Genomic DNA, 16,554 nt, shown 5'->3' on the forward strand with positions numbered 1-16,554 from the left:
GTCCTCACCACTCGGCGAACGAGCCGTCGTCGTGCCGCCACGCCGGTGGTCGCCACCGGTGGCCGATGGCGTCGGCGCGGCGCACCTCGTCCTCGTCGACGTCGATCCCCAGGCCGGGCGCGTCCCAGCGGTGGATCGTGCCGTCGTGGAAGGTGAACGGGGTGCGGTCGAGCACGTAGTCGAGCAGTTCGGCGTCCCGGTGGTAGTGGATGCCGATGCTCTGCTCCTGGATCAGGAAGTTGGGGGTGGCGAAGGCGACCTGGAGGCTGGCGGCCAGCGCGATGGGCCCGAGCGGGCAGTGCGGGGCCAGCAGGGCGTCGTGGACCTCCGCCAGGGACGCGATGCGCCGCACCTCGGAGATGCCGCCGGCGTGCGACAGGTCGGGCTGCGCCACCGCGATGCCGGCGCGCAACGCGGGCAGGAAGTCCGCTCGTGAGTACAGCCGCTCGCCGCACGCGATCGGCACGGGGCTCGCCCGGACCACGTCAGCGAGCCGGTCACCGTGCTCGGGGAGCACCGGCTCCTCGACGAACAACGGGTGCAGCCCGGCCAGTTGGGGCAGCACGCGCAGTGCCGCGGCGGTGGTGAAGCGGCCGTGGAAGTCCACCGCGACGTCGCGGTCGTCGCCGATGGCCTCGCGCACGGCGGCCACGCGGGCGACGACGGCAGCGGTGTCGGAGCGGGTGGGCACCGGGCTCGTCCGGCCGGCGGCGTTGACCTTCACGGCGGTGAGCCCGGCGGCGACCTGCGCGGCGGCGGCGTCGGCCACCTCGGCGGGTTCGTCGCCGCCGATCCAGCCGTAGACGCGCACCCGGTCGCGGACCGCGCCGCCGAGCAGTTGGTGCACGGGCACGCCGAGGGACTTGCCGAGGATGTCCCACAGGGCCTGGTCGACACCGGCGGCGGCGCTGGAGAGCACGGGTCCGCCGCGGTAGAAGGCGGATTTGGTGGTGAGCTGCCACAGGTCTTCGATGCGGCGGGGGTCGGCGCCGATGAGCACCTCGGACAACTCCTCGACGGCGGCGCGCACGGTCTCGGCGCGCCCTTCCACGACCGGTTCGCCCCAGCCGGTGATGCCCTCGTCGGTGCTGACGCGGCAGAACAGCCAGCGGGGCGGGACCAGGAAGGTCTCGACGGCGGTGATCTTCACGCGGTGCGCTTCTCTCGGGTCGGTGGCCGGTCAGGACGAGGTCTTGTAGACGCTCCACCCGCCGTCGACCGGCACGCAGGCGCCGGTGACGAAGGAGGCGTCGTCGCCGGCCAGGAAGGCGATGACGGCGGCTACTTCCCCCGGGCGGCCGAGGCGTCGCACGACGGTCTGCTCGGCGCTGGCGCGGCGGTCGTCCTCGCCGATGCCGTCCCACGCGGCGGTCAGCACCGGTCCGGGCAGCACGGCGTTGACCCGGACCTCGGTGCCGTACTCGGCGGCGAGTTGGCGGGTCAGACCGGTGAGACCGGCCTTGGCGGAGGCGTACGCGGCCCGCCCCGGCAGTCCGATCACGGCGTGCACGGACGAGACCAGCACGACCGCGCCACGCCCGTCGCGGCGCAGGTCGGGCAGGCACTCCCGGACGCCGAGGAACGCACCGGTGAGGTTGACCGCGAGCTGCCGCTCCCACGACCGCGTGCTGGTCTCGTGCGCGGGTCGCACGTTGACGGTGTAGGCGTTGTTGACCAGCACGTCCACCGGCCCCAGCCGGTCACGGCACGCGCGCACGGCGTCGGCCCAGTCGGCTTCGGAGCTCACGTCGCAGCGCAACGCGATCGCCCGGCCGCCGGCGGCGGTGACGTCCGATGCCACGGCTCCGACCTCGGGGGACACGTCGAGCAGGGCGACGACCGCGCCGTCACGGGCCAGCCGGTGCGCGGTGGCCTCACCGATCCCCCGCGCCGCGCCGGTGACCACCGCGACCCGGCCGGCGAGCGGCCCGGTCACCGGTGCTCCGCGCGGGCGGCGATGGCGTCGATGTCCTCCAGCGCCTTGGCCAGCAGGTCGAGCATGGCCAACTCGGCGCGCGGGGCGTCGCCGTCGCGCACGGCGTCCAGGACGGCGCGGTGGCTGGGCACGGGATCATCCGCGCCCACGTGGGCGTGCACCAGCCGGTCGCGAGCGCGCAGGCCGGGTTCGAGCAGGAGGTCCATCCGCGCGAACAGCTCGTTGCCGGTGGCGGCGAGCAGGGCGCGGTGGAAGGCGGCGTCGGCTTCCGCGGCGGCCGTCGCGTCGTCACCGGCCGTCGTCATGGCGTCCAGCGCGGCGTCGAGGGCGTCCAGATCGGACTCGGTGCGCCGGAGGGCGGCGCGGTGGGCGACGGCGGGCTCGATGACCGACCGCAGGTCCGCCAGGTCGCGCAGCACGCGGTCGGCGTCGCCGCCGTCGATGCGCCAGTCGATCACGTCGGCGTCGAGCAGGTTCCACGCCGAGCGCGGCCGGACGAACGTCCCGCGCTTCTGCCGCGCGTCGACGAGTCCTTTGCCGGTCAGCACCTTCAGCGCTTCGCGCAGCACGGTGAGGCTGACGTCGAGCTCCTCGCCCAAGGCCCGCAGGTCGAGCACGTCGCCGGGCGCGTACCGGCCGCCGACGACGCGCGAGCCGATGTCCTGCACGACCTGGTAGTGCACGCCGCGGCCGGTGTAGCGGGCCATGTTGCTCCTCCCCAGCGGTGGTGAGCCTCAGCGTAGCAAGTCGTCATTATTTATGAATAATTCTTGACACCGGTCTGACCGGTGCCCACGATGAACCCGCTGCCGACCACAGGAGTTCAGGAGCACCACATGCTCTCGCTGCACGTCCACGATCCCGTTCCCCCGCTGGTGGGGCACCTGCCCATGGGCACGGCCCCCGACGACCCCCGGCCGGTGCGGGTGGACAGCCGCGCGGTGGGTCGGGACGGACGCCCGTGGCTGCCCGTGATGGGCGAGTTCCACTTCAGCCGGTTCCCCGAGGCGCGGTGGCGGCGCGAGCTGCTGATGATGAGGGCCGGCGGGATCGACCTCGTCGCCACCTACCTGTTCTGGAACCACCACGAGGGCAGCCGCGGGCAGCTCCGCTTCGACGGCGATCGCGACGTGCGCCGGTTCGTCGAGCTGTGCGCCGAGCTCGACCTCGCCGTGTCGGTGCGGATCGGACCTTGGTCGCACGGCGAGTGCCGCAACGGCGGCTTCCCCGACTGGCTGGCCGATGTGGACTGCGCGCCGCGCACCGACGACCCCGCCTACCTCGACCTCGTGCGGCCCTACTACGCGGCCATCGCCGAGCAGCTCGACGGTCTGTGGTGGGCAGACGGCGGCCCGATCGTCGCCGTGCAGGTGGAGAACGAGCTGTACGACCAGCCCGACCACCTCGCCACGCTGCGCGCGCTCGCCGAGGAGGTGGGCATGAGCGCACCTTTGTGGACGGCGACAGGCTGGGGCGCCGCACAGCTGCCGCCCGACGTGGTGCTCCCCCTCTACGGCGGCTACCCCGAGGCGTTCTGGGAGGACGCCTCGGACGGCTGGGCGCGCGAGGTTCGCCGCCACTACTTCCCCACCCCGATCCGGGACGACCACGCGATCGGCGCGGACCTGCGCACCACGGCGCCCGAGGGCAGCGGCCCCGACGACACCCGCTACCCGTACGCGACGTGCGAGCTGGGCGGAGGCATGGCCATCGCCTACCACCGCAGGCCGCTGGTCCCGGCCGCCGACGTGTCCGCGCTCGCGTTGACCAAGCTCGCGAGCGGGTCGGCGTGGCAGGGCTACTACCTCCACCACGGCTGCTCGCAGCGCCTGGACCTGTCCACGCCGAACCAGGAGTCGCACGCCACCGGCTACCCCAACGACCTGCCCGTGGTGAACTACGACTTCCAAGCGCCGCTCGGCGAGTACGGGCAGGTGCGGCCGTCGTTCGCGGCGCTGCGGCTCCAGCACCTGTTCCTGCGCGACAACGGCGCGGACCTCGCGCCGGCCGAACTGCACCTGCCCGACGTCACACCGGCGGACCTGGACGACCGCGCCACGCTGCGCTGGTCGGTGCGGTGCAGCGGTGGTCCGGCTTTCCTGTTCGTCAACAACCACCAGCCGCACGAGCCGCTGCCCGACCACCACGACGTGCGGTTCGAGGTCGTGCTCGGCGACCGGACCGTCCGACTGCCGGCGGAAGGCGTGACCATCCCGTCCGGGGCGCACTTCGCCTGGCCGATCGGCTATCGGGTGGGTGAGGTCGACCTGGCCTGGGCCAGTGCGATGCCGGTGGCCAGGTCGACGTGGGACGGCGTGCCCACGGCCGTGTTCGTCGCCACCGCCGGCATCACCCCGCAGTTCGCCCTTCCCGTCGGCACGGAGGTCGACGGGGCGCGGGTGGACGAGCACGGCGTGACCACCGTCGCCAACCCCGGCGTCGACGCCCTGGTCACCGCGACCACGCCCGATGGCGCGACGGCACGGCTGCTGGTGCTCGACGAGGCGAACGGGCCGCGGTTGCAGCGCCTCGACGTGTCCGGGGTCGACACGCTGGTCCTGTGCGACGAGCCCGTCGTGGTCGACGGCGACTCGACCTGGTTGGAGACCGGCGTGGAGCAGGTGGAAGTGTCGTCCCTGCCCGCACCGGGGGTCACCCGCGTCCTCGCCGGCGCACCGCCCCTTCCCACACCGACGGTGGAGGTGGTGCGCGCCGAGGCCGAGGCCCCTCCCGCGCGGACGGGCGGGTCCCGGGACAGGGCGTCGGCGCCGCTGGACGAGGACTTCGAGCACGCCGCCGTCCATCGCGTCGTGGTGCCTCCCGAGGCGTTGGCCGGTGACGACGAAGTGCTCCTGGTGCTCGGTTACACGGGGGACGTGGCCCGCGCGTACCTCGGCGGCCGGCTCGTGGCCGACCACTTCTGGCACGGCCCGGAGTGGGAGATCGGGTTGCGCCGGTTCGCCGACGACGTGCTGGAGCACGGCGTCGAGATCCGGGTGCTGCCGCGTCCGGCGGAGAGCGCGGTGTACGTGGACCAGTCGGTGCGCGCCCAGTACAAGGCCTCGTTGGACACCGCATCGGTCGACTCGGTCCGGCTCGTCCGCCGCACCCGGGTGGAGCTGTGGTGAGCCGGCCGAGCCGGAGTTCCCTGCTGCTCGGCGCACTGGGCGCTGCCGCCGCACGTGCCGCGATCCAGGCGGGTATCGCGGCCTACCGGCAGCAGGTGGAGCGATGAGCACACCCACCCTCGAACGGCCGCCCACCACGGCTTCCCCGGCGACCGGACAGGGCTCGTGGTGGTCGCGGCACCAGCGGGAAGCGGCGCCGCACGCGTTCGTCTCACCGTTCTTCGTCCTGTTCGGGCTGTTCATGGCCGTGCCGATCCTGGTGGGCCTGTACCTCAGCTGCACCGGGTGGGCCGGGTTGGGCACGCCGAAGTGGGTGGGCTTGCGCAACTACGCGGATCTGCTGACCGACGCGAGCTTCTGGACCTCGGTCGGGAACACCGCGCTGTACGTGGTGTTCACGCTGCTGGTCGTGGTGCCCGCCGCGTTGCTGACCGCCCAGGCCCTCGACGCCCGGGGGCTGCGCGGGCGGGACGTGTTCCGGCTGGCGTTCTTCATGCCGGTGGTCATCTCACCCATCGTCATCACGCTGGTGTTCGGGCTGTTCTTCGACACCGAGTTCGGCATCGTCAACGGCGCCCTCAAGGCCGTGTTCGGGTTCGGCGGCATCGACTGGACCGGTGACCCGTCCTGGGCCAAGGCCACTGTGGTCATCCTGGTGCTGTGGCGCTGGACCCGATACCTGACCGTGTTCTTCCTCGCCGGTCTGCAGAACGTGCCGCGTGAGCTGCACGAGGCCGCCGCGATCGACGGCGCGGGACCGCTGCGGCGCTTCACCAGCGTGACGCTGCCGGCGCTCAAGCCGGTGACGGCGTTCGTGGCCGTGACCGTGCTGGTGAGCACGCTCAGATCTTCGACGAACCGTTCCTGCTCACCCAGGGCGGGCCGGGCGAGTCGACGTTGTCGGTGGCGATGTTCGTCTACCGCGCCGGTGTCCAGCGCCAGCAGCTCGGTTACGCCGCCGCCGCGGGCGTGGTGTTCCTCGTCGTCGTAGCCCTCGGGCTGCCGGCCAACCGCCTGCTCGGCGTGGGAAGGAACTCGCGATGAGCACCATGACCGCCCGTCGTTCGCCCGCCGGCCGCGTGCTGTACGGGTTCCTGATCGCCCTGCTGGCGGTCTTCGCGCTACCGCTGCTGTGGGCGCTGTCGGCGTCGTTCAAGAGCCGCACCGACATCTCTGCTGGAGGCGCAGCCGTTCTGGAGCTGGTTCACCATCAGCACGGTCGTCGCCGTGATGTTCAGCTCGTTGGCCGTGCCGTTCGCGGTGATCGTCGTGCCGCTGTTCATCATGGTCGCCAAGGCCCGGCCGACCGATCCCTGGTTCGCGCTCGTCGTGCCGTGGGTGGCGCCGGCGTTCGGGATCTTCATGATGCGCCAGTTCACCGAGCGGGCCGTCCCCGACGAGTTGCTGGACGCCGCGCGCATCGACGGCTGCACGGAGTTCGGCCTGTTCCGCCGGGTCGTGCTGCCCCTGCTGCGCCCGGCGCTGGGCGCGTTGGGCGTGTGGTCGTTCCTCGACAGCTACAACAGCCTGCTGTGGCCGCTGATCGTGATCATCGAACCGGAGGACTACACGTTGCCGATGGGAATCCAAACGCTGTTCGGCGCCACCGGGCGGCAGTACGACCTGGGGCTGGCGGGGTCCGTGTTGGCCGCCGTGCCGAGCCTGCTGGTGTTCTTCCTGCTGCGCAAGCAGTTGCCGGAGGGCTTGACCGCCGGGGCGGTGAAGGGGTGACCCCGGAGAAGCTGACCATCACGCTGTGGGACTTCACCTGGTACACCCGCACCGGGCCCGGTGAGCCGTTCGAGGACCTCGACCGGGCGTTCGCCGAAGCCGTGGAACGCGGGTACAACACCGTGCGGATCTGCGCCATGCCGCTGCTGCTGTTCGGATCCGGCGTCGACACCTCTCGACTGCGCCTCGGCCCGTTGGGCGGTGGTTACGGCTCCCGGGTGCGGTGGTACGACGTGGGCGCGGTCACCGTGATCGACGCCCGTGCGTGGTTGCTGGCGCTGTTCCGCGCCGCGCGGCGGCACGACTGCTTCGTCGTCCTGTCGAGCTGGGAGTACCAGCAGAGCCCGTCGTTCGCCCTGGACCGGGACTGGCTCGACGCCGTGGTGGCGATCGACCCCGAGGACCGCGCCGTCGCCCTCGCCGACGCGCTGGCCGACCTGGTGGACTTCCTCGCGGCGCACGGGCTGGACGACCGCATGGCGTTCACCGAGCTGCACAACGAGGTGCAGGCCGGTCACCTGGCCGACGGCCTCGACGGCGACCACGTGGTGGCGCTCCGGCCCCGGTTGGAACGCGGGATCGCGCGGTTCAAGCAGCGCCACCCCGACCGACCCGTCACGGTGAACTACGCGCGGGTCCCGGTCGGCTCGATGCGCGGCATCCCGCGCGGCGTGGACGTCGCGGTGTTCCACCCGTACGTGTACGGCGTGCTCGACGAACTGCTCGACGAGTTCGCGTTGCGCGACCCCGCCCGCCCGTTCCCGCAGGAACGGGCCCACCGCGAGCTGCTGCGCCCCGGCGCGCCCGACTTCGCCGACTGGCAGCCGCCCCGGGACCAGCGGTGGCGGCTGGACGCCACGATCGTCGGGCAGCGTGAGGTGTACGTGCACGACTGGTGCGACCCGGACAAGTGGGACGCCTGGCTCTACGACCGCTACGCCACCCACCGGACGGCCATGCGGCAACAACTGACCACCTGGATCGACGCCGCCGCCGACTGGGCCGCCGAGACCGACGTCCCCCTGGTCTTCGGCGAGGGCTGGATCGGCTACACCCCGTTGCACGGGACCTTCGAGGAAGGCCCGGTGGGGGCCGCTTTCTGCCGCACGGCCGCCGCCGAGGCCGCACGGGTCGGGGCGTGGGGCTCCGTCGTGTGCTCCAACGCCGCCCCGCACCACCCGATGTGGCAGGACGTGACGCTGCAACGCGAGTGCAACGCCCTGCTCCGCGGTGACCGACCTCCGGCTCCGGAACGTGCGCAATGACCCGCACCCGTCGACGGGCACGTAGAGGCCGGGGCTGAGCACTGTCATTCAGCTCCCTCCGGGGTGGGGGTCCTCCCCTTCCGCCGGTCGGGCGAGGATGTCGGTGGTGAGGTCGTCGAGGTTGTCGAGGACGAGTCGGGCGAGGTCGGGTCGGGCGTCGCCGGCCTGGTGGAGGCGGGTTGCGGTGACGCGCCGGACGAGCCCCTCGAAGCCGGCGAACACGGCGGCCATCCCGGCGTGCAGCGCCGGGGTGTCGGCGACGAGCCGCAGCCGGATCAGTTCCCGCTCCGGCTCGGCGGCGTAGTCCGCCGCCGCCCGGACGATCACCGCGTGCAGCGAGGCGAGCAGCGGTTCCCCGTCCGGGCGACGGGCGAAGAGCTCCCCGGCGAGGTCGAGATGGGACCGCAGCCGCCCGAGCACCAGGTCTTCCTTGGAGGTGAAGTAGCGGAGGAACGTCCGCAGCGACACCACGGCGTCGGCGCAGGCGCCGACCCGGACCACGGCACCCCGCGCCCCGCTTAAGGTGCCGGGATGGCGGAGGACGGGTTCGTCGAAGTACGCGGGGCCAACCGGGGCAACAACGTGGTCCTGCACCTGTTCGCCGTGGCGTTGATGGTCACCGGACCGATCGTCTACGCGGCCGACGACGACGGCGGCACCGTCGGCATCGTGCTCACCGTGGTCCTGCTGCCCCTGGGCATCGCCGTGTGGCGCGGTATCGCGCGCGCCAAGCGGCGGCTGCTGCGCCTGGACGAGGTGGGCCTGCCCGCGACCGCCGAGGTCCTGTCCATGGAGCCGATCAGCGAGGACTCCGCGGTCCGCGTGCGGCTCCGGATCAGCGGCCCGGACGTGCCCGAGTTCGAGATCGAGCACGACGCCGGGTACCACCCCGGTCTGAGGCCGGGGAACAAGCTCGTCGCGGCGGTCGACCCCGACGACCACCGCGACTTCGAACTGGACTACTGAGCCACGTCGCGCACCGGTCGACGTCGTCGGTCAGTCGTCGATCGCCTGGTAGACAGCGGTCCAGAGGTCGTGCCACAGCGGCAACCTCTGGTCACCCGTGTGCCCCCGCTGCAGGAAGAAGATCGCCGTCAGGTCCTCGGCCGGATCGTTGTACCAGGCGGTGCCGTAGAAGCCGGACCACCCGTAGCTGCCGACCGACGGGCCGAACCGACTGGGGTGGGTCAGGACCGACATCCCGAAGCCCCAGCCCAGCTCGTTCCCCAGCCAGAACCCGGGGACCGCCTTCTGCGCCGAGGTCAGGTGGTCGGTGGTCATCAGCGTGACCGACGGTCGGGAGAGCACCCGCCGACCGCCGTGGGAACCGCCGGCCAGCAGGGCCGCGGCGAAGGCGAAGAAGTCCTGGGCGGTCGTGACGAGCCCGCCGCCACCTGATTCGAACGCCGGCGGTCGGCTCCACCGCCCGTCGGGGCCGTCGTCCACGACCGGCTCGCCGGTGGCCGCGTTGTCGCGCTGGTACGCCGTCGACAGCCGGGCGATGTCCTCGCCGCTGACGCTGAAGGCGGTGTCCTTCATCCCGAGCGGATCGCAGACCCGTTCGCGCAAGGCGTCCCCGAAGGACATGCCGGTGGCCCTGGCGATGAGCACGCCGGTCACGTTGGAGGCGGTGTCGTACATCCAGTGCTCACCCGGCTGGTGGGAGAGCGGGAGCTTGCCCAGCCCGCGCACCCACTCGTCCGGCGACGAGTAGTCGAGCGCGTTCACCGCGTCGACGATCGGGACCCGTCCCGGCTTGGTCGGCAGCACGCCGATGCCGCAGGTGTACGTCAGCAGGTTCCGCAGCGTGATCGGGTGTCGCGCCGCGACGGTGTCGTCCAGCGGCCCGTGGGGATTGGCGAGCACGGTCATGTCCGCCAACTCCGGGAGGAGGTCGTCGACGGGGTCGTCGAGGCGCAGGGTGCGGTCGTCGACGAGCGTCATCGCGCACGCGGCGACGATCGGCTTGCTCATCGAGGCCAAGCGGAAGATCGTGTCGGCCGCCATCGGGGTCCCCGAGCCCGCGCCCTCGAACGCGAGGGTGCCCGTCGCTTCGACGTGCACCTCGCCGTGGCGGGCGAGAACGCCCACCGCACCGGGCACGAAGCCGGACTCGACCTGGCGCTCCAGCAGCTCCCGCACCCGGGCCGGCCGTTTCGACGAGAAGCCACCAGTGGCCATCCGCGCCCACCTCATCCCATCCGCCCGCACGTCGCCGTGGCGCGACGACCGTAGCCTCCCGCGACGACGCCGGGGAGAAGCCTTCGTCCCGGCACTACGGCTTGTCGGCATGTCGGGCTGCACGCCCTTCGGGTGTTCAGTCCAACGTGACGTCCTCTGTGGACAGCGCACTGGACCGACCGGAGCAACGTCCGGCGAGGTGCACGAGAAGACCCGTGCGGAGTCACGCAATCACTTCCTTGAAGGTGCTCGCACCCCTGTGCTTGGATGCCCTGGGGCCCCTGGCCGACCGGTTGAGGATTGGCGCCCATTCGACGTCACGAGAACCGTGGCACTGCGCCCGCGCCCAATTCGACGAGCCGTTGGTCGACGAACCGCACCACCGGAGAACCGCGGGAGCGCCATGACGACCGGAACACCTCCCGCGACGCCCTGGTTGCGCGCCACGTGGGCGAACTGGGTGGACGAGGCGGTGCGGCAGCGGCTGCGGATCGCGCGGTTGCTGCCGTCCGGGGGTGTGGGCCTGGTCGTGTTCCTGGCCGTGCTCAACCTCGTGCTCGGCCTGCTACCGGTCGCCTTCGTGGTCGCGACGAGCATGATGGTCGGCGAGGTGCCCGCCGCGGTCGACGGCGGGATCGGCAGCGCGGCCTGGGACCGGCTGACCTCGATCTTCCTGCTCGCCGCCGCCGCGTTCCTGCTCACCCAGATCCTCACCCCCGTGGGCAACGCCCTGGGCGAGCAGTTGCGCCGACGGGTGGACAGCGCGCTGCGGGACGACGCGATGGCGTTGATGCTGCGGCCGGTCGGCATCGGGCCGTTGGAGGACCAGCGCACGCTGGACGAGCTGAACGAGGCCGTGCGCGCCTTCGACCGCGACTGGGGCACACCGGGGCAGGCGTGCTTGGGCATGGTGGCGCTGATCGCCCGCTACACCCGCCTGCTGGCCCTGGTGGTCGTCATCGGACTGACGATCGGGTGGCCCGCGGGGCTCGGGGTCGGCGCGGCGGTGATGGCCTTCCGCTACGGCCAGCGCGGCGGGTTGCGCAAGTACTCGCGGGTGGGGCGCGACCTCATCGGCAGGATGCGCGAGATCGGCTACCTCAACGAGCTCACGATGACCGACGTGGCGGCGAAGGAGATCCGGGTGTTCGGCCTCACCGGCTGGCTCGCGGATCGCTACGCGGACGTGTGGAAGACCGTGCGCAACACCCTCGAACGGGCGCGCCGCCGCGTCTACCTGACCCCGTACCTGCTGCTGACGGCCGTCGGTCTGCTGCTGGCCGGTGCCGCGATGGTGTACGCCGCTCAACTCGGTGCGACCGGTCAGGTGAGCCTGACCGCGTTGGCGCTCGGGGTGCAGGCGGTCGCGTTGGCGATGTCGCTCGGCGGCCACTACCCCGAGTCGGACACCAGCACGCAGTTCGCGATGCAGTCGCTGACCGCGCTGCAACGGTTGCGCGACCGGCTCGACGAGCTGGACGAGGGGCAGCCGCGGCCCGGTCGGCTCGAGGTGCCCGCGGGCACGCCCGCCAGGTCGCTCGCCTTCGACCGCGTCGGCTTCCACTACCCCGGCTCGGACCGCACCGTGCTCGACGGCATCGAGCTGGAGCTGCCCGCCGGGCGCTGCACGGCGGTGGTCGGGGTCAACGGCGCGGGCAAGACCACCCTGGTGAAGCTGCTCGCGCGGCTGTACGAGCCGACGTCGGGTGCGGTGCGCGCGGACGGCGTGGACATCGCGGAGTTCGACCCGGTGCGGTGGCGCCGCCAGGTCGGGGTGATCTTCCAGGACTTCGTGCGCTACGAGTTGACCGCGGCCGAGAACATCGCGCTGGGCGCGGCGCACGTGCCGGTGGACCGGGCGGTGGTGCTGCGTGCCGCGCAACGGGCCGGGATCGCCGACGCGCTGCTCGCCCTGCCCGACGGCCTGGACACGCCGCTCTCGCGCGCCTACCCGGGCGGGACGGACCTGTCCGGCGGGCAGTGGCAGCGCATCGCCATCGCCCGTGCGTTCTACGCCTTGGAGGCGGGTGCGACGGTGCTGGTACTGGACGAGCCGACCGCGGCGCTGGACGTGCGCGCCGAGGTGGCGTTCTTCGACCGGTTCGTGGAGCTGACGCGCGGGGTGACCTCGCTGCTCATCTCGCACCGGTTCTCCAGCGTGCGGCGGGCCGACCACATCGTGGTGGTGGACGGCGGGCACGTGGTGGAGCGGGGCTCGCACGACGAGCTGGTCGCGGCGGGCGGCCACTACGCACGCCTGTTCGCCTTGCAGGCGAAGCGATTCGCCCGCGGGCTGGACGCCGAGGACGCCGAGGACACCGACGCCGTGGACGACGACGCGCCGGGCGCCGGCACGGCCACCAGGCACCCGGCAGATCAGCCGGCGGTCGATGGCGCGGCGGCGGACGTCGTGGTGGAAGGGGTCGGCCGGTGATCGAGGTCGTTCGCGGTGGCTGGGAGTTGTTCCTCATCGCCTGGCGGGAGAGCCGGTACCGGTTGGTGCTCGCCATCGTGCTCATGATCGCCCAGGCGTCGGCGATGCCGCTGGCCGCGCCCGCCCTGGCCGCGTTGGCGGACTCGGCGCTGGCGGGGGACGTCCGGGGCGCGTCCGTGGCGGCGGTGCTGGTCGTGGTCGCGGTGATCGCCGCGCTGACCGCCGGGCACTTCGCCCACATCTTCTACTTCGAGCTCGGCGACCGCGCGGTGCCGCGCCTGGAGCGCGAGCTGATCGAGATGACCAACGGCTCGGCCGGGCTGGAGCACCACGAGCGACCCGAGTACGCCGACAAGATCCAGGTGCTGCGCAACGAGCTGCACCGGGCCGGGTGGGGCTCGATGGAGGGCCTGCTGAACAGCCTCGGCCTGCTGGTCGCGATCTCCCTCACCGCGGTCCTGCTGGCGCGGCTCAACCCGCTGCTGTTGCTGCTGCCGCTCGCGGCCGTGCCGCCGGTGCTGCTCGGGCGGCGGGCGGAGTCGATCGTCAACGGCGCGCGCGAGCGTTCGGCGCTGCCGTCCCGGCGCGCCAAGCACCTGTTCGGGCTCGTGGCGAACGCGGCGTCGGCCAAGGAGCTGCGCGTCGGCGGGTTGGAGTCGGAGCTGCGTGCGCGCCAGCGCCGGGCCTGGGACGACGCGTCGGCGCAGCTGTGGCGCGGCGAGCGCCGGGCCGTGCTGCTGCGCACCGGCGGTGAGCTGTTCTTCGCCGTGGCCTACGTGTTGGGCACGTTGCTGGTGCTGCGTGACGCGGTGGCGGGGCGGCGCGGCGTGGGCGACGTCCTGCTCGTGCTGACCTTGGCGTCACAGGTGAACCAGCAGGTGACCTCGTCCGTGGCCACGTTGCAGGAGATGCAGCGCACCGGGCGGGTCATGGGCAACATGCGCTGGGTCCGGGCGCTGGTCGCGAGCCAGGCGCCGCCTCCGCCCGACCGGGACGTGCCCCGACGCGTCCGGGACGGCATCGAGCTGCGCGGCGTGTCCTTCACCTACCCGGGCACCGACCGGCCGGTCATCGCCGACGTCGACCTCACCCTGCCCGCGGGTGGCACCGTCGCGTTCGTCGGTGAGAACGGCGCCGGGAAGACCACCCTGATCAAGCTGCTGTGCCGGTTCTACCCGGTCACCACCGGCACGGTCTCGCTGGACGGCACGGACTTCACCCGCTTCCCCGTGGACGGGTGGCGCGCCCGCATCGCCACGGGGTTCCAGGACTTCGCCCGGTTCGAGATGCTCGCACGTGAGAACGTCGGCGTCGGAGAGCTGGCCGAGATCGAATCGGCCGACGCCGTGCACGACGCCCTGCGCCGCGCGCGCGCCGAGGACGTCCTGGACCGCCTTGAGGACGGTGTCGAAACCCGGCTCGGCAAGACCTACGCCGACGGCGTGGAGCTGTCCGGCGGGCAGTGGCAGAAGCTCGCGCTCGGCCGGGCCATGATGCGCCGCGAGCCGTTGCTGCTCGTCCTCGACGAACCGACCTCGGCGCTCGACGCGCAGGCCGAGCACCGGTTGTTCGAGCGGTACGCGGCCGGCGCGCGTGAGGTCGGCCGGCGGACCGGCGCCATCACCTTGCTCGTCTCGCACCGGTTCTCCACCGTGCGCATGGCCGACCTGATCGTGGTGGTGGCCGGCGGGCGGGTGGCGGAACACGGTTCGCACGACGAGCTCATGGCCGCGAACGGCCTGTACGCCGAGCTGTACTCGATGCAGGCGGCGGCTTATGCGTGACGTGTGGTCGACGGCGGACGTCGAGCGGTTGGCCGCCGAGCGGTCGGCGCCGGACGTGTGGGACTACATCGCGGGCGGCAGCGGTGAGGAGGTCACGCTCGCCGCGAACCGGGCCGCGTTGGACCGGGTCGCGGTCGTGCCGCGGGCGCTGGTGGACGTCTCGACCTGCGACACGGGCTGCGAGCTGTTCGGTGTCACGTCGACGCTGCCGCTGGCCGTGGCTCCGATGGCCTACCAGCGGCTGATCCACGACGGTGGCGAGCGCGCGGTCGCGGCCGCCGCGGCGGCGGCCGGTGTGCCGTACGTCGTGAGCACGCTGAGCTCCGACCCGATCGAGGACGTGGCCGCGGCGGGCGGCACGACGTGGTTCCAGCTGTACTGGCTGCGCGACCGCGAGGTGATGGTGAAGCTGCTGCGCCGTGCCGAGGAGGTGGGGTGCGGTGCGGTGGTGCTGACGGTCGACGTGCCGGTGCTCGGGCGGCGGCTGCGGGACCTGCGCAACGGGTTCGCGCTGCCGTCCTGGGTGAAGCCGGTGAACACCGACGGCGAGGTGGGTGAGCGGGTGGAGGGCGACTCGGTGATCGCCCGGCACACCAGCGCGGTGTTCGACCCGTCGTTGAACTGGCGTGACCTGGAGTGGATCCGGGCGCGCACGAGTCTGCCGCTGGTGGTCAAGGGGGTGCTCGACGCGGGGGACGCGGCGCGGGCCGTCGACCTCGGGGTGCAGGGTGTGGTGGTGTCCAACCACGGTGGGCGGCAGTTGGACGGTGCGGTGCCGAGTGCGGTCGCACTGCCGGCGGTCGTCGCCGCGGTGGGCGGGCGGTGCCCGGTGCTGCTGGACAGCGGGGTTCGCAGCGGGGTGGACGTCTTGCGGGCGTTGGCGCTCGGGGCCGCGGCGGTGCTGGTCGGCAGGCCCGTCCTGTGGGGACTCGCGGCGGGTGGTGAGCAGGGTGTGACAGCGGTGCTGGACGTGCTGCGGGCCGAGTTCGAGACGGCGCTGCGCCTGGCGGGCTGCCCGGACGTGGCCTCGGCCCGTCACCTCACCGTCGCGTGAGTCCTACGCTCACGCCGCGAGAGTCCTACGTTCAGAGCACCTGAGTTCAACGCTCACGCCTAACGCCGTTCGCCGTGAGCGTTGAACTCATGGTCCGCGAGCGTAGGACTCTCGGCACGTGGACGTAGGACTCACGGGATCGTGAGGTGCTGCCGCAGGAAGGTGGCGACCTCGGCCCTGGCTTCACGTGCCGCGTCCACGACACCCGACATGGCGAAGAAGCCGTGCGCCACACCGTCGTAGCGCGTGGCGACCACGGGCACACCGGCCTCACGCAGGCGTTCGGCGTACTGCTCCCCCTCGTCGCGGAGCGGGTCGTGCTCGGCCGTGATCACCAGGGCCGGCGGTAGGCCGGTCAGGTCCTCGGCCAGCAGCGGCGAGACGAGTGGGTTTCGGCCGTCGTCCGGGCTCGCCAGGTAGTGGCTCCAGTACCACGCGACGGACCGGCGGTTGAACGCGGCGGGGTCGTCGTTGACCCGCATGGACTCCGTCCCGCCCCGGTGGTCGGTGTTGGGGTAGACCAGCACTTGCGCGGCGAGCGCGAGTTCGCCGCGGGTGCCGAGGGCGGTCACGGCCGCCAGGTTGCCGCCCGCGCTGTCACCGGCCACGGCGAGGCGGTCGGGGTCGACGCCGAGGGAGGCGGCGTTCGCCGCGATCCAGGCGACGGCCGTGCGGCAGTCGTCCACGGCGGCGGGGAACTTGTGCTCGGGCGCCAGGCGGTAGCCGACGGTGATCACCTGGCACGGCACCGCGTTGGCCAGCGCGCGGCAGATCTCGTCGGACGTCTCGATGCTCCCGAGCGCCCAGCCGCCGCCGAAGAAGTAGACCACGGTGGGCAGGGGCTCGGCCGTGTCCACCGGCCGGTAGATCCGGATCGGCAGGTCGCCGTCCGGTCCGGGCAGGTGGTGGTCGGTGACGTGGCGCACCGGCTCGCCCTGGCCCGCCGCCGCCCGGATCGCCGCGAGGTCGGCCTCACGGGCTTCCTCGACCGAGAGCGTGTACAGCGGCCGGACCTGCGGGTCCAGTGACATGCGGACCTCC

Annotated in this window: 14 protein-coding genes; 8 read left to right on the forward strand and 6 right to left on the reverse strand. The window is 72.5% G+C overall.

Features of this window, described 5'->3' with window-relative positions; all coding sequences use genetic code 11:
- Positions 1-4: 4 nt before the first annotated feature.
- From dgoD to LNK82_RS01255, 3 genes are read right to left on the reverse strand one after another with little or no spacing between them, the layout of a single operon-like run.
- Positions 5-1,150, reverse strand: coding sequence for a galactonate dehydratase (gene dgoD, locus LNK82_RS01245; protein WP_230565007.1), 1,146 nt, complete (start codon positions 1,148-1,150; stop codon positions 5-7).
- Positions 1,151-1,180: 30 nt separating this feature from the next.
- Positions 1,181-1,936 (reverse strand): SDR family NAD(P)-dependent oxidoreductase, encoded by a 756-nt coding sequence (locus LNK82_RS01250; RefSeq protein ID WP_230565008.1) that lies wholly within the window; start codon positions 1,934-1,936, stop codon positions 1,181-1,183.
- Positions 1,933-2,643, reverse strand: coding sequence for a FadR/GntR family transcriptional regulator (locus LNK82_RS01255; protein WP_230565009.1), 711 nt, complete (start codon positions 2,641-2,643; stop codon positions 1,933-1,935). The genes LNK82_RS01250 and LNK82_RS01255 overlap by 4 nt, the downstream gene beginning before the upstream one ends.
- Positions 2,644-2,772: 129 nt before the next feature.
- Here LNK82_RS01255 and LNK82_RS01260 point away from each other — a divergent pair, with 129 nt between their 5' ends.
- The 4 genes from LNK82_RS01260 (at position 2,773) to LNK82_RS01275 (ending at position 8,060) form a co-directional block, all read left to right on the forward strand.
- A complete protein-coding gene (locus tag LNK82_RS01260) occupies positions 2,773-5,064 on the forward strand; it encodes a beta-galactosidase (protein WP_230565010.1) in 2,292 nt (763 codons plus the stop codon).
- Positions 5,065-5,167: 103 nt separating this feature from the next.
- Positions 5,168-6,055, forward strand: coding sequence for a carbohydrate ABC transporter permease (locus LNK82_RS01265; RefSeq protein ID WP_230565011.1), 888 nt, complete (start codon positions 5,168-5,170; stop codon positions 6,053-6,055).
- Positions 6,056-6,294: 239 nt separating this feature from the next.
- Positions 6,295-6,795, forward strand: coding sequence for a carbohydrate ABC transporter permease (locus LNK82_RS01270; protein WP_230565134.1), 501 nt, complete (start codon positions 6,295-6,297; stop codon positions 6,793-6,795).
- Complete coding sequence (locus LNK82_RS01275) at positions 6,792-8,060, forward strand: cellulase-like family protein (RefSeq protein WP_230565012.1); 1,269 nt, start codon at positions 6,792-6,794, stop codon at positions 8,058-8,060. Before LNK82_RS01270 ends, LNK82_RS01275 begins: the two co-directional genes overlap by 4 nt.
- 48 nt (positions 8,061-8,108) lie before the next feature.
- Here LNK82_RS01275 and LNK82_RS01280 read toward each other — a convergent pair whose 3' ends face one another.
- The gene (locus LNK82_RS01280; protein ID WP_230565013.1) at positions 8,109-8,561 is read right to left on the reverse strand and encodes a TetR/AcrR family transcriptional regulator; all 453 of its coding nucleotides are present in this window, start codon (positions 8,559-8,561) and stop codon (positions 8,109-8,111) included.
- Positions 8,562-8,591: 30 nt separating this feature from the next.
- Here LNK82_RS01280 and LNK82_RS01285 point away from each other — a divergent pair, with 30 nt between their 5' ends.
- Positions 8,592-9,026 (forward strand): hypothetical protein, encoded by a 435-nt coding sequence (locus LNK82_RS01285; protein ID WP_230565014.1) that lies wholly within the window; start codon positions 8,592-8,594, stop codon positions 9,024-9,026.
- Between the two features lie 30 nt (positions 9,027-9,056).
- Here LNK82_RS01285 and LNK82_RS01290 read toward each other — a convergent pair whose 3' ends face one another.
- On the reverse strand, positions 9,057-10,241 hold the full coding sequence (locus tag LNK82_RS01290; RefSeq protein WP_230565015.1) for a serine hydrolase domain-containing protein: 1,185 nt from the start codon (positions 10,239-10,241) through the stop codon (positions 9,057-9,059).
- Positions 10,242-10,644: 403 nt separating this feature from the next.
- Between LNK82_RS01290 and LNK82_RS01295 the strand changes: the two genes are divergently transcribed.
- The 3 genes from LNK82_RS01295 to LNK82_RS01305 are packed head-to-tail and all read left to right on the forward strand — an operon-like array spanning position 10,645 to position 15,513.
- Positions 10,645-12,675 (forward strand): ABC transporter ATP-binding protein, encoded by a 2,031-nt coding sequence (locus LNK82_RS01295; RefSeq protein ID WP_230565016.1) that lies wholly within the window; start codon positions 10,645-10,647, stop codon positions 12,673-12,675.
- On the forward strand, positions 12,672-14,459 hold the full coding sequence (locus tag LNK82_RS01300) for an ABC transporter ATP-binding protein (protein WP_230565017.1): 1,788 nt from the start codon (positions 12,672-12,674) through the stop codon (positions 14,457-14,459). The genes LNK82_RS01295 and LNK82_RS01300 overlap by 4 nt, the downstream gene beginning before the upstream one ends.
- On the forward strand, positions 14,452-15,513 hold the full coding sequence (locus tag LNK82_RS01305) for an alpha-hydroxy acid oxidase (RefSeq protein ID WP_230565018.1): 1,062 nt from the start codon (positions 14,452-14,454) through the stop codon (positions 15,511-15,513). Before LNK82_RS01300 ends, LNK82_RS01305 begins: the two co-directional genes overlap by 8 nt.
- Before the next feature lie 131 nt (positions 15,514-15,644).
- On the opposite strand, the gene lipP1 is transcribed toward LNK82_RS01305, so the two are convergent.
- A complete protein-coding gene (lipP1, locus tag LNK82_RS01310; protein ID WP_230565019.1) occupies positions 15,645-16,544 on the reverse strand; it encodes a LipP1 family hormone-sensitive lipase in 900 nt (299 codons plus the stop codon).
- Positions 16,545-16,554: the final 10 nt, after the last annotated feature.

Origin of the sequence: Saccharothrix luteola, from assembly GCF_020859565.1 — a bacterium.
Taxonomy (GTDB): domain Bacteria; phylum Actinomycetota; class Actinomycetes; order Mycobacteriales; family Pseudonocardiaceae; genus Actinosynnema; species Actinosynnema luteola.

Coding starts and splice junctions, on each gene's coding strand:
- LNK82_RS01255 (WP_230565009.1), bottom strand. CDS start 2,643: ATGGCCCGCTACACCGGCCGCGGCGTGCACTACCAGGTCGTGCAGGAC.
- LNK82_RS01260 (WP_230565010.1), top strand. CDS start 2,773: ATGCTCTCGCTGCACGTCCACGATCCCGTTCCCCCGCTGGTGGGGCAC.
- LNK82_RS01265 (WP_230565011.1), top strand. CDS start 5,168: ATGAGCACACCCACCCTCGAACGGCCGCCCACCACGGCTTCCCCGGCG.
- LNK82_RS01270 (WP_230565134.1), top strand. CDS start 6,295: ATGTTCAGCTCGTTGGCCGTGCCGTTCGCGGTGATCGTCGTGCCGCTG.
- LNK82_RS01285 (WP_230565014.1), top strand. CDS start 8,592: ATGGCGGAGGACGGGTTCGTCGAAGTACGCGGGGCCAACCGGGGCAAC.
- LNK82_RS01290 (WP_230565015.1), bottom strand. CDS start 10,241: ATGGCCACTGGTGGCTTCTCGTCGAAACGGCCGGCCCGGGTGCGGGAG.
- LNK82_RS01295 (WP_230565016.1), top strand. CDS start 10,645: ATGACGACCGGAACACCTCCCGCGACGCCCTGGTTGCGCGCCACGTGG.
- LNK82_RS01305 (WP_230565018.1), top strand. CDS start 14,452: ATGCGTGACGTGTGGTCGACGGCGGACGTCGAGCGGTTGGCCGCCGAG.
- lipP1 (WP_230565019.1), bottom strand. CDS start 16,544: ATGTCACTGGACCCGCAGGTCCGGCCGCTGTACACGCTCTCGGTCGAG.